At 74.0% G+C, this 12,651-nt stretch carries 10 protein-coding genes and 2 riboswitches; of the genes, 8 read left to right on the top strand and 2 right to left on the bottom strand.

Annotated elements, in window-relative coordinates:
* Positions 1-167: 167 nt before the first annotated feature.
* The 8 genes from rph (at position 168) to ACGFNF_RS19685 (ending at position 10,422) form a co-directional block, all read left to right on the top strand.
* Complete coding sequence (rph, locus tag ACGFNF_RS19650) at positions 168-2,765, top strand: rifamycin-inactivating phosphotransferase (protein ID WP_393169599.1); 2,598 nt, start codon at positions 168-170, stop codon at positions 2,763-2,765.
* Positions 2,766-2,840: 75 nt separating this feature from the next.
* Positions 2,841-2,973: riboswitch (cobalamin riboswitch) on the top strand.
* A gap of 100 nt (positions 2,974-3,073) precedes the next feature.
* A complete protein-coding gene (locus ACGFNF_RS19655; RefSeq protein WP_393169601.1) occupies positions 3,074-3,367 on the top strand; it encodes a hypothetical protein in 294 nt (97 codons plus the stop codon).
* Positions 3,368-3,402: 35 nt separating this feature from the next.
* Positions 3,403-3,888 carry a hypothetical protein gene (locus ACGFNF_RS19660; protein ID WP_393169603.1) on the top strand — a complete coding sequence of 162 codons (486 nt, stop codon included), beginning with the start codon at positions 3,403-3,405 and terminating at the stop codon, positions 3,886-3,888.
* A gap of 135 nt (positions 3,889-4,023) precedes the next feature.
* A riboswitch (cobalamin riboswitch) is annotated at positions 4,024-4,094 on the top strand.
* Between the two features lie 159 nt (positions 4,095-4,253).
* Positions 4,254-5,726 (top strand): cell wall anchor protein, encoded by a 1,473-nt coding sequence (locus ACGFNF_RS19665; RefSeq protein WP_393169605.1) that lies wholly within the window; start codon positions 4,254-4,256, stop codon positions 5,724-5,726.
* Positions 5,723-6,643 carry a hypothetical protein gene (locus ACGFNF_RS19670; RefSeq protein WP_393169607.1) on the top strand — a complete coding sequence of 307 codons (921 nt, stop codon included), beginning with the start codon at positions 5,723-5,725 and terminating at the stop codon, positions 6,641-6,643. The genes ACGFNF_RS19665 and ACGFNF_RS19670 overlap by 4 nt, the downstream gene beginning before the upstream one ends.
* Complete coding sequence (locus ACGFNF_RS19675; protein ID WP_393169609.1) at positions 6,636-7,898, top strand: CbiQ family ECF transporter T component; 1,263 nt, start codon at positions 6,636-6,638, stop codon at positions 7,896-7,898. The genes ACGFNF_RS19670 and ACGFNF_RS19675 overlap by 8 nt, the downstream gene beginning before the upstream one ends.
* The gene (locus ACGFNF_RS19680) at positions 7,895-9,526 is read left to right on the top strand and encodes an ABC transporter ATP-binding protein (protein ID WP_393169611.1); all 1,632 of its coding nucleotides are present in this window, start codon (positions 7,895-7,897) and stop codon (positions 9,524-9,526) included. Before ACGFNF_RS19675 ends, ACGFNF_RS19680 begins: the two co-directional genes overlap by 4 nt.
* Positions 9,523-10,422: an ECF transporter S component gene (locus ACGFNF_RS19685; protein WP_393169613.1), complete on the top strand. Its 900-nt coding sequence runs from the start codon at positions 9,523-9,525 to the stop codon at positions 10,420-10,422. Before ACGFNF_RS19680 ends, ACGFNF_RS19685 begins: the two co-directional genes overlap by 4 nt.
* Positions 10,423-10,429: 7 nt before the next feature.
* Here the strand turns inward: ACGFNF_RS19685 and ACGFNF_RS19690 are convergent, their stop codons facing one another.
* Together ACGFNF_RS19690 and ACGFNF_RS19695 are read right to left on the bottom strand one after the other, a co-directional pair.
* Positions 10,430-11,437, bottom strand: a complete 1,008-nt coding sequence (locus ACGFNF_RS19690; protein WP_393169615.1) for a hypothetical protein — start codon at positions 11,435-11,437, stop codon at positions 10,430-10,432.
* 213 nt (positions 11,438-11,650) lie between these two features.
* Positions 11,651-12,430, bottom strand: a complete 780-nt coding sequence (locus ACGFNF_RS19695; protein WP_393169617.1) for an SDR family NAD(P)-dependent oxidoreductase — start codon at positions 12,428-12,430, stop codon at positions 11,651-11,653.
* Positions 12,431-12,651: the final 221 nt, after the last annotated feature.

The following is a 12,651-nucleotide window of genomic DNA, read 5'->3' on the forward strand; positions in this document are numbered from 1 at the left end:
CACGAGAAGAACTGTCCCGCTTCAACGTATATCGGGCTGGAGGGCTTGCCGCAAGACCCGGGTCCTGCCGCAGAATCGTCCGCCGAACCGGAAACCGGCGAAGAAGCGGCGCACGACGTGCGAGTGTCGTTGTCGCGACGGATGCCGACTGCCTCGGAGGTGTCGCGATGATCGAGCAGTACGTGTGCGACCTCCACGAGGTCGGCGACGCGCAGGTCGCGACCGTCGGCGGCAAGGGCGCACACCTGGGGGCTTCGTCGCGGATCGAGGGCATCCGCGTGCCGGCTGGCTTCTGCGTGACGACGGACGCCTTCCGGCGGATCATGGCCGAAGCGCCGTCGATCGACGATCGGCTCGACCGGCTGTCGCGCCTGGACCCGGACGACCGGGAGACGAGCCGCACCCTCAGTGCGGAGATCCGCCGCGCCATCGAAGCGGTCGTCCTCCCCGACGACGTGGCAGCGGCGATCATCCGGGCCCTCGCCCGGCTCGGTGCGGGGGCTGCCTGTGCCGTCCGGTCCAGCGCGACGGCGGAGGACCTGCCGACGGCCTCCTTCGCGGGCCAGCAGGACACGTACCTGAACGTGGTGGGGCAGGAGGCGATTCTCCAGCACGTCAGCCGGTGCTGGGCCTCGCTCTTCACCGAGCGGGCCGTGGCCTACCGGCGACGCAACGGCATCGACCACCGCGCGGTCCAGATGGCCGTGGTCGTGCAGAAGATGGTCTTCCCGCAGGCGGCCGGCGTCCTGTTCACGGCCGACCCCGTCACGCACAACCGGAAGGTCGCTGTCGTGGAGGCGAGCTTCGGCCTCGGCGAGGCGCTGGTCTCGGGGTTGGTGAACGCCGACGCCTACCGGGTGCGGGACGGTGGGATCATCGCCAGGGCGATCGCCGCCAAGCGACTGACCATCCACGCCCTGCCGGCCGGCGGGACGAGGCAACAGGCGATCGACTCGGAGCGGCAGGAGCAGCCGGCCCTGACGGATGCGCAGGTCGTGCGGCTGGTGCGGCTCGGCCGGCGGATCGAAGCCCACTTCGGCCACCCCCAGGACATCGAATGGTGCCTGGTCGACGACGACTTCCAGATCGTCCAGAGCCGTCCGATCACCACGCTGTTCCCCATCCCCGAGGCCGGCGACGGCGCGAACCACGTCTACGTCTCCGTCGGTCACCAGCAGATGATGACGGACCCCATGAAGCCCCTGGGGATCTCCATGTGGCAGCTGACGGCCATGGCGCCGATGCACGAGGCCGGCGGGAGGCTGTTCGTCGACGTCACCGGGCGCCTGGCCGCGCCCGCGAGCCGCGCCGGCCTCCTGGAGATGGTGGGGCGGTCCGATCCGTTGATCAGGGACGCGCTGGAGACCGTCCTCGGCCGCGGCGACTTCGTCCCGTCGCTTCCCGACCAGGGTCCGGCAGGGCCGCCCGCCGGCGGCGCGCCCGCCCCGATCGAGAACGATCCGGCCATCGTCACCGAGCTGGTCGAACGCAGCCAGGCGGCCCTCGCCACCCTGCGGCGCGGCATCCGGACGAAGTCCGGGCCGGCGCTGTTCGACTTCCTGCTGGAGGCCTTCGAGGAGCACAAGCGGGGCCTTGCCGATCCGCTGAGCATGCAGGCGATCATGGCCGGGATGGAGGCCACGTGGTGGCTCAACGACAGGCTGTACGAGTGGCTGGGCGAGAAGAACGCCGCCGACACGCTCACGCTGTCCGCGCCCGACAACGTCACGTCGGAGATGGGACTGGCGCTGCTGGACGTCGCCGACGTCATCCGCCCGCACCCGGAGGTGGTGGCCTTCCTGCGGGAGGTCGAGGACGAGGGCTTCGTGGACGAGCTGCCCCGGTTCCCGGGCGGCCGGGAGGCGCGAGACGCCATCCGGGCCTACCTCGACAGGTACGGCATGCGCTGCGCGGGCGAGATCGACATCACGAGGCCACGCTGGAGCGAACGCCCCACCACGCTCGTGCCCCTCATCCTCGACAACGTCAGGAACCTCGAGCCGGGTGCCCGCGAGCGGCGCTTCGCGCAGGGGCGCCAGCGGGCGGCGCGGAAGGAACAGGAGGTCCTGGAGCGCCTGCGGGCCCTGCCGGACGGGCAGCGCAGGGCGGACGAGACGAAGCGGATGATCGACCGGGTCCGGACCTTCATCGGGTACCGGGAGTATCCGAAGTACGTCATCGTCAGCCGCTACCTCAGCTACAAGCAGGCCCTGCTGAGAGAGGCCGAGCGCCTCGTGCGGGCCCACGTGCTCCCGGAGCAGGAGGACATCTTCTACCTGACGTTCCAGGAGCTCCACGACGTCGTGCGTACGCACGAGGTGGACGACCAGCTCATCCAGCGGCGCAAGGACGCGTTCAGGTCGTACCGGACGCTCACCCCGCCCCGGGTGCTCACGTCGGAGGGCGAGGGCATCGCCGGCGCGTACCGGCGCGAGGACGTGCCGGCCGGCGCGCTGGCCGGCCTCCCGGTCTCCGGCGGGACCGTCGAGGGACGGGCCCGCGTCGTCCTGGACCTGGCCGAGGCCGACCTCGAACCGGGCGACATCCTGGTCACCGCCTACACCGACCCGAGCTGGTCGCCCCTGTTCGTCGCGATCGCGGGACTGGTGACGGAGGTGGGCGGCCTCATGACCCACGGGGCGGTGGTCGCCCGGGAGTACGGCCTGCCCGCCCTCGTCGGGGTGGCGCAGGCGACCCGGCTGATCCGAAACGGACAGCGGATTCGCCTGCACGCGACCGACGGGTACGTCGAGCTCCTGCCCTGACCGACCACCGGACCATGACCGGACGCGCGCAGCCGATCACGCATTGACATCCGGCGTCCCTCCACTCCAGACTGGCGCCACAACTCAACCAACGCGCGTGCGTGCGGGGGAAGTCCGGTCGAATTCCGGCGCTGGCCCGCAACGGTAGGCCGTCGAGATGCACCTCCGACGGCGAGCCCGAATACCCGACGTACGCGCAGAATCCGCTCCCCACCCGTCGTGGCCCACGGGTCGGAGTCCCGGTCGACCCCCGCGCTGCGGCGGGTGGCCGGGCTTCTGACGACCGCCGGGCCGGAAAGGCGCTTCCGATGGTCGTCCGCCTGAGCCGGCACCGCCTGCTCACCCTGTTCCGCGGTGTGCTCGCCGCCCTCACCCTCGCCACCCTCACCCTCGCCGCACCGGCATCCGCCCACGCCTCCCCCACCTCGCCTGCCGGGGACGGCCGGTCGGAGGCCGCGGCCGGCTGGCTGGCCCGGCAACTCGTCGCCGGCGAACGCCTCGAGGTCGTCTTCGACGGCGTCACCTACCCCGACCAGGGCCTCACCCTCGACGCGGTGTTCGCCTTCGCCGCCCCGGGCACGCCGGTCCCCGCCTGCCCGTGACCCGTCCCGTCGCTCCACCGATTCCAGGAGGAACCGTGTTCCGTCACCGATCCACCGTCCGCACCCGGCTCGCCGGCCTGTTGGCAGCCGCCGTCGCCGCCGTCGCCCTCACCGCCGTCGAACCCGCCCCCCGGGCCGGGTACGCCGCGGCCTGCACCGGCACCTCCGGCGTCACCGTCGTGGTCGACTTCGCCGCGCTCGGCGGTGGCGTCCAGGTCGGCTGTGCTCCGGGCGACCCGGCCACCGGGCTGGCCGCCCTCCAGGGCGCCGGCTTCACGGTGACCGGCACCCAGCGCTGGGGGCTGGCGTTCGCCTGCCGGATCAACGGCAAGCCGACCGCCACGGCCGATCCGTGCGTCAACACCCCGCCCGCGACGGCGTACTGGTCGTACTGGCATGCCCCCAGCGGCGGCGCCTGGTCCTACAGCACGTCCGGCGCGAGCAGCTACAACCCGGCCCCGGGCACCGTCGAGGGCTGGTCGTTCGGCGCGGGCGCCCCGCCGAGCATCGCCGCGCCCTGACCGTGGCCGCACACCGGGTGTGACCGCAGTGGTGCACCGGGTGTCGGCCACCTCCCTGGCGTCGCGCGACGTGCGGGCGGTACGGTGTCGGCACCCGGTGCACGCCGGGCCACAACTGCATACGTCCCGAGTGGGGGGAAGCCGGTGCGAAGCCGGCGCTGACCCGCAACCGTGAGCGAGGCCCCGGCCTCGCGAGCCGGAATGCCTCGCCCGGGACGAGCGGCTTCCACTGTCGAGGTTTACAGGGTGAAGTCCGGGCCACCGAGGTCCGTTCCACCCCGCTCATCGCATCACGCGAGCGGGGTGTCGCTGTCCCCGGGTGCTTTCCGGAGCTTCCACCGACCGCTCTGCGAAAGGCACCCCTCATGTCCCGGTCCCGTTCCCGGCGTCTCGGCGCCGGCGTCGTCGCCGCCACCGCGGCGACGATCGCCGCGCTCACCGCCGTACCCCTGACTGTCGTGGCCGCACCCGCCCCGGCCCACGCCGCCGCCGCGCGCGACGCCGCCTCCTGGCTGGCCGGCGAGTTCGCCGACGGGGTGCTGCCCGGCCCGTTCGGCGGTCCGGACTGGGGTCTGACCATCGACGGGCTCCTCGCCCTCTCCGCCACCGGGGTGCACGCGCCGGTCCGGCAGGCCGCGACGGCGCAGGTCGCGGCGCACGTGCGGTCCTACAACAGCCTCGACGACTGGGGCATCTCCGGCTTCCTCGACGGCGGGTCGACCGCGAAGCTGCTGTACGCCGCCTCCGCCGCCGGGGCCGACCCCACCGACTTCGGCGGCTTCGACCTGCGGACGGAGACCCTGTCACTGGTCGCCGGGGCGGACGCCGGACACCAGCGGGGGCGGATCACCAGCCGCACCACCGCCGACACCGGTCCGGACGCCAGCAACGCCTTCGACCAGTCCTTCGCCGTGCTGGGCCTGGCTCGCAGCGGCGACGTACCGCAGGACACCGTCGACTTCCTCATCCGCCAGCAGTGCGCGGCCGGTGGGTTCCGGCTCTACCCCGACACCGCCGACGGCCCGTCCCCGTCCTGCGACGAGCAGGCCGACGCCACCCTCGACGTCGACTCGACCGCGATGGCCGTGCAGGCGCTGCTCGCCGCCGCTGCCGACGGCGCCGCCGGCGCCACCGCGGCGGCCGCCAAGGGCGCGGCCTGGCTGGTGGATCAGCAGCGCGCCGACGGTTCGTTCGGCGGCTCCGGCCCGACCACCGGCGCGAACTCCAACAGCACCGGCCTGGCCGGGCAGGCCCTCGCCGCCGCCGGCCGCGACGCCGAGGCCGCGCGGGCCGCCGGCGCGTTGGCCGCACTCCAGCTCACCGCGGCAAACGGCGGCGCGGCCGCCGCCGACGCGGGCGCCGTCGCCTACAACACCGACAGCCTGACGACGGCCGTCGCGTCCGGGATCACCGACACCGACCGGGACCAGTGGCGTCGAGGCAGCGCACAGGCCGTCCTCGGCCTCGTACAGGTGCCGCTGGGACGCATCGGCCTCGACCCGCCGCCGTCGTCGCCCGCACCGACCCCGACCGGCACGGCGCCGCCCACCGCCACCGCCTCCCCCACCGCCACCACCTCGCCGGTGCCCACCGGGTCACCGACGCCCACCGGGACGGCCGTCCCGACACCGAGCCCGTCCGCCACGACCGTGCCGTCGACCCCGTCCGCCACGGCGTCGACGACCGCCGCCCCGAGCGCGACCCCGGCCCCGACCACCCCGGGCCTCGGCGGGCTGCCGACGACCGGCGCGGCGATCACCAGCTACGTGCTGATCGCGTTCCTGCTGGTCGGCGGCGGGGTGCTGCTCGTCGTACTCGGCCGTCGGCGGGCGGCGTGACCGTCCGGGCCGCCCGCGCCGGACTGGTCGTCGCCCTCACCGCCGCCGGCACGATGGTCGGACCGGGCACCCCCGCGAGGGCCGCCGGATCGGCCGGCTACTGCCCCGACGCCTCCGGTGTGACCGTGGTGGTCGACTTCAACGAACTCGGCGGCGGGACCGTGGTGCGGTGCGCCCGGGGCGAGCAGTCCACCGGGCTGGCGGCCCTCAAGAACGCCGGGTTCCAGATCACCGGCACGCTGCGCTGGGGCGAGGGGTTCGTCTGCCGGATCGAGGGCAAGCCGTCGACGGTGTCCGAGAAGTGCGTCGACACGCCTCCCGCCAGCGCCTACTGGTCGTACTGGCACGCGACCAGCGGCGGCAGCTGGACGTACAGCGACAAGGGTGTGCTCAACCGCAAGCCGCCGGCCGGCAGCTTCGAGGGCTGGTCGTTCTCGCTCAACCGCAACGCCAACGACGCACCCCGGCCGGGCGCCGCGCCGAGGCGTCCCGCGCCACCGCCACCACCACCGAGCCCTCCGCCCCCGGCACCGCCCACCCGGGGCGGCCCGGTCGCGCCACCGCCGGCAGGAGACGGTCGACCGGTCCCGCCACCACCTGCCACCGCGGGCCGGCCCGGCGCGGCAGTACCGGCGCCGGGCTCCGCCGGGCCCGCGCCGCTCCCCACCGGTACGCCGACGGCCGGCAGCCCGGTCCCGACAGCGGGCGCGGGCGTCGCCACGCCACCCGCAGGTGCTGCCGCCAGCCCACCGGCGGGCAGTTCCGTCGACCAGCCGGTGGTGACCGAGGTCGCCGCGCCCCGTGACGCTCGCGGGATCCCGCTGGGGACGGCGGCCGGCGTGCTGCTGCTGGTCGCGCTCGGCGCGGGCGGCCTGCTGGCCGCACGGCGGCGGCGGACCGTCGAGCCGGATGACTGACCGGAGCACCCGCCGGGTGGAGCGGCTCGCCGGAGCGGACCGGGCACGGCCGGTGGGCCGGGCGACGCGCCTGCCCCGGGCGCTGCACCCCGGCGCGTGGTGGCTGTGGGCGCTCGGCCTGGCCACCGCGGCCAGCCACACCACCAACCCGTTCCCGCTGGGCCTGCTCGTCGCCGTCGCCGCGCTGGTGGTCGTCCGGCGGCGGGGAGACGCGCCGTGGGCGCTGGCGTTCCGGATGTACCTGGTGCTCGGCGCGGTGATCGTGGCGATGCGGGTGCTGTTCCGGATCGTGTTCGGCGGCGGGCAGGGCGACCACGTGCTCGTCCGGCTCCCCGAAATTCCCCTGCCCGCGTGGGCGGCGGGAATCCGCCTGTTCGGGCCGGTCGCCGCCGAGCAGCTCCTCGGCGGGTTCTACGACGGGCTGCGGCTGGCCACGATGCTGGTCTGCCTGGGCGCGGCGAACGCCCTCGCCAACCCGAAGCGGCTGCTCAAAGCAGTGCCCGGGGCCCTGTACGCGGTGGGCACGGCAGTGGTGGTGGCCCTGTCGGTAGCCCCGCAACTGGTGGAGAGCGTGCTGCGGGTCCGCCGGGCGCGGCGGCTGCGGGGCGCCTCCGGCCGGGGGGTACGGGCGTTGCGGGGCATCGCGCTGCCGGTGCTGGCCGACGCGCTGGACCGGTCGCTGGCACTGGCCGCGGCGATGGACTCCCGGGGTTACGGCCGCACCCCGGCGGTGCCGGCCGGGCAGCGCGCCGTCACCGGTGCGCTGGTGCTCGGCGGGCTGGTCGGCGTCTGCGCCGGCACGTACGGGCTGCTCGACGCCACCGGCCCCGCGTACCTGGGTCTGCCGATGCTCCTCGTCGGCCTGTTGACCGCCGTGGCCGGCATGCTGCTGGCCGGCCGTCGGGTGCGGCGCAGCCGCTACCGGCCGGACCACTGGCGGGGCGAGGAACTGCTCGTGGCCGGCTGCGGGGTGGGTGCCGCCGCGCTGACGGTGCTGGCCGGTTCGGTCGATCCGGAGCTTCTCTATCCGCCGGTGAGCCCCCTCACCTGGCCCGAGCTGACGCCGCTGACGCTGCTCGCCGTCTTGGTCGCGGCGGCACCGGCCTGGTTGGCGCCGCCTCCCGTGCTCGCGCGGACGTCCGCCGCGCGCACCGCCGGCCCGTCGACCGCAGCCCGCGGTCCGGTCGACGCCGCGTCGGCGGACGGAGCGGGTCGGCTGGCGTCGTCGTCCCCCGCACCGGGAGGCCCTTCGTGATCGACTTCGACCGGGTGACCGTCCGTTACGCCGAGAGCGACCGCCCGACCCTGCGGGACGTGACGCTGCGCATCGACGAGGGCGAGCTCTGCCTGGTCGTCGGTCGCACCGGTACGGGCAAGTCCACGCTGCTGCGGGCGATCAACGGGCTGGTGCCGCACTTCACCGGCGGCACCCTGCACGGCAGCGTGACGGTCGACGGCCGGGACACCCGCCATCATCCGCCGCGCGACCTCGCCGACGTCGTCGGCGTGGTCGGGCAGGATCCGCTGTCCGGGTTCGTCACCGACACCGTCGAGGAGGAGCTCGCCTACGGGATGGAGCAGCTCGCCCTGCCGGCGGCGGTGATGCGCAAACGGGTCGAGGAGACCCTCGACCTGCTGGGCATCGCCGAGCTGCGCGACCGGCCGCTGCGGACGCTGTCCGGCGGGCAGCAGCAGCGCGTCGCCATCGGGTCGGTCCTCACCGCCCACCCGCGGGTGCTGGTGCTCGACGAGCCCACCTCCGCGCTGGACCCCACCGCGGCGGAGGACGTGCTCGCCGTGGTGACCCGGCTGGTGCACGACCTCGGCGTGACGGTGGTGCTGGCCGAGCACCGGCTGGAACGGGTCGTGCAGTACGCCGACCGGCTGCTCTACCTGCCCGGCGACGGTCGGGTGGTGGACGGGGAACCGGCCGCCGTGCTCGCCGACGTCGACATCGCACCGCCGCTGGTCGAGCTGGGCCGTCTCGCCCGCTGGACGCCGCTGCCGCTGTCCGTACGCGATGCCCGCCGGCGGGCGGCCGCCCTGCGCCACCGGCTCACCGAGGCCGCCGTGCCGGCCGCGGCGACGGTCCCGGACGGGCCCCCCGTCCTGACGGCCCGCGACGTCGTCGTGCGTTACCCGGGGACGGTCGCCGTGGCCGGCGTCGACCTCGACCTGTCTCCCGGGCGGATCGTGGCGTTGATGGGGCGCAACGGCTCCGGCAAGTCGAGCTTGCTCTGGGCGGTGCAGGGCAGCGGCCCCCGCCAGGGCGGCACCGTCGCCGTCGTCGGCGCGCAGGGCACCGTCGACCCGAAGGCCCTGCCGCCGGGCCGGGCCCGCCGGCATGTCGGTCTGGTTCCGCAGACCCCCGGTGACCTGCTGTACCTGGAGACGGTGGAAGCCGAGTGCGACCAGGCCGACCGGGAGACCGGCGCACCGGCCGGCACCTGTCGGACGATGCTCGACCAGCTCACCCCGGGGCTGCCCGCCGACCGGCACCCCCGTGACCTCTCCGAGGGGCAGCGGCTCGCGCTCGCGCTCGCCGTCCAGCTCACCGCCGCCCCGCCGGTGGTTCTGCTCGACGAGCCGACCCGCGGCCTGGACTACCGCGCCAAGCGGCAGTTCACCGCCGTCGTCCGACGGCTGGCCGCCGACGGCCGGGCGGTGCTTATCGCGACGCACGACGTCGAACTCGTCGCGGCCCTCGCCGACCAGGTCGTGGTGATGGCCGAGGGGGAGATCGTCGCCGCTGGCACCACCGCGGAGGTCATGCTCGCCTCGCCGGCGTTCGCCCCCCAGGTGGCCAAGGTCCTCGCCCCCGCGCCGTGGCTGACCGTGGAGCAGGTCGCGGCCGCACTGGCCACGACCGGGGCGCCGGAGTGAGCGTGCTGCGGGTCGCCCCGCGTACCGCCGTCGTGCTGGTGCTGGCCTCGGCCGCCGCACTGGCGACCTTCACCTGGCCGTTCTTCGTCCCCGCCCACCCCGAGAGCACCGCCCGCACGGGCGAGGCGCCGCTGGTGTTCCTCGTGGTGCTGCCGGTGCTCGTGGCGCTGGTGCTGGCCGAACTCAGCTCCGGCGGCATCGACAGCAAGGCGTTGGCGATGCTCGGGGTGCTCGCGGCCGTCAACGCCGCGCTGCGCCCGCTCGGCGCCGGCACCGCGGGCATCGAGACGGTGTTCTTCCTCCTCGTACTCGCCGGCCGGGTGTTCGGGCCCGGATTCGGCTTCCTGCTCGGCTCGACGTCGCTGTTCGCCTCCGCGCTGCTCACCGCGGGGGTCGGGCCGTGGCTGCCGTTCCAGATGCTGGCCGCGTCCTGGATCGGTCTCGGCGCCGGCCTGCTACCGGCGAGGCTGCGGGGCCGCGGCGAGATCGCTGCCCTGGCCGGCTACGGCGTCCTCGCGGCCTACGGCTACGGACTGCTGATGAACCTGTGGTTCTGGCCGTTCAGCATCGGCGCGGACACCCAGCTCTCCTACGTCGCCGGAGCGCCACTGCTGGAGAACCTGCACCGCTTCGCCGTGTTCACGGCGGTCACCTCCACCTTCGGCTGGGACACCGGACGCGCGATCACCACCGCCGTGGCGATCGTCCTCGCCGGCCCCGCGGTGCTCGCCGCGCTGCGCCGCGCCGCACGGCGGGCCGCGTTCGACGCACCGGTCACCTTCGCCGCGCCCGAACCGCAGCCGGATCCACCCCGCACGGGTGGGGACGACCGGGCCGGTCCGTCCCGGCCGGTGGCCGGAGCCGCGACCACCGACCGACCGGGCGACGCCGCCTGATGTGGCCCTAGACCGCGCGGGCCACGCAGATCCTGGCGTCGAGGCGGGGCCCGGCCTCGTAGAGCATGTACTCCACGCCGCCGTCGGTGCCGAACGTCGGCGACGCCACCCGGCCGTTGTCCGACGCGATCGGCCGGTGGAACACGCCGAGGTGGACCTCCCGGTCGAAGTTGTTGCCGACCTCGGTCAGGTACATGTTGCCGCTGCTGCCGTGGTACGCGACGTACGCGGTGCCGTTGCGCTTCAACAGGTGCGGCGCGGAGATGTCGGTGAGCCCGTCGCCCGACGGCGACACCAGCGGGTTCGGGGAGAACTGCCAGCCGCTCCACCCGTTCGGCGACCAGCCCCAGAAGATCTTCCGGGTGCCCGGCCGGATCGTGTGGGCGCCCATGAACACCATCACGTAGCGGTTTCCCTTGCCAGCCACCGAGTGCTCGAAGACCCGCGCGTACGAGGTCTCGGTCGTGTTGGGCACCAGGTTCGTCGACAGGATCGGCGTCTCGTCGGTGAAGCGGACGCCGTCGCTCGAGCGGGCGACGCGCGTCGTGTAGTTCTCGCCGTGGAAGTACAGGTAGAACTGCCGGGTCGGCGCGTCCCACACCACGTGCGGCGACGACACGTGGCTCACCGTCGTGGTCGGCAGCACCCGGTCGACGACGGGATTGTTGGCGTACTCGGTGTAGGGGCCCTCGAGCCGGTTGGCGTAGGCGAGGCAGATCCCACCGGGCGCGTCGTGCGGCGCGTAGTAGAGGTAGTAGCGGCCGAGCGCGCCGCTGATCTTGTCGTAGACCCCGCGCACGCACGGGAAGATGAACTCGCCGGTCGGGTTGTAACGCAACGGCCTGTCGAACGCGTCGCGCACGTACCGGTAGTTGGGGAAGCCGGCCGGTGCGGCGAGCGCCGGCGTGGAGGTCGTGGCAAGGCCGGCGCCGGTGGTCGCGGTCGCGACACCGGCGGCCGCCGCGCCACGCAGCAGCGTGCGTCGGGAGAAGGAGCCTTCCGGGGTACGCGTCATCGCGTTCCCTCCGTTCGTGGGGCGCGCCGACGGGGGCAGGGGGGTGCGGGCAGGCGTCACTCGATCCCGCGCTGAGCGACCGGACGGTGTGGACGCTCAGCGCGGAACGGGTTCGTTGATCGATGAGTCTGCGCGCGCCGTCTCGGCGGCGTCAAGGTGCTAATACGAATTAGCAAGCGCTTCGGCGGGCCTCGGCCGGGCCGGCCGGCTCGGTCACCTGACGGGAGACCCGCCGTCGACCGGGATGGTGTGGCCGTGGATGAAGGAGGCGTCGTCGCTCGCGAGGAAACAGACCGCCCTGGCCACCTCGTGGGGTTCGCCGTACCGGCCGGCGGGGGCTTGCATGGTCAGGTCGTAGAACGGGAAGTCGCTGGTGATCTCCGCGCCCTCGAACGCTGCCGTCTTGATGACGCCGGGCCCGATGCCCACGGCGCGGATGCCCCGGTGGCCGTAGTCATAGGCGATCTGCTTGGTCAGCCCGATGACGCCGTGCTTGGCCGTGGTGTATTCGGCCCCGACCTCGCTGGCGACCAGACCGGAGGCGGAGGAAACGTTGATCACGACGCCGCTGCCGCGCTCCAGCATGTGGGGAAGCACGGCCTTCGTCGCGAGGAAGACGCCCTTCAGGTCGACGGCCATGACGCGCTCCCACTGGCTGGTCTCGATCTCGAGCAGCGGGAGGTAGGCGCCGAACACGCCGGCGTTGTTCACCAGCACGTCGACGTGGCCGTACGCGTCGAGAGCGCCCCTCACCATGGCGTCGACCGAAGCCTCGTCGGTGACGTCCGCCGCCACCCCCGTCGCGTCTCCCCCGGCGTCGCGAATCCGCTCGACAGTCGCGTTGGCGCGTTCCAGGGAGAGGTCGGACACGACGATCTTCGCCCCTTCCTGGGCGAGCTCCACGCACATGGATTGGCCGAGACCGGAACCGACCTGCTCGGGGCTGTATCCGCCCCCCGTCACGAGCACGACCTTGTCCGTGAGTCCACGCACGACCCGTCCCCCGTCCGTTTTCGACCATGTGGAATCAATCTAGTCCCGCGTCACGGACGTCCACCGGGTTTCCCCCGATGTGCCCGAGGACCGCCCGGCGGGCGGGTCGTGACGCGCACGGCCCCCACGCGTGCGTTCCCCTCGCCCGAGGGCCCGGCACCCGCCCGGGTTCGGAAGGGTGCCGGGCCCTCGGCGGTGGGGCGTCGGTGGCGACCGGACCA

It is taken from the genome of Micromonospora sp. NPDC048868, from assembly GCF_043198195.1.
Lineage (GTDB): Bacteria > Actinomycetota > Actinomycetes > Mycobacteriales > Micromonosporaceae > Micromonospora > Micromonospora reichwaldensis.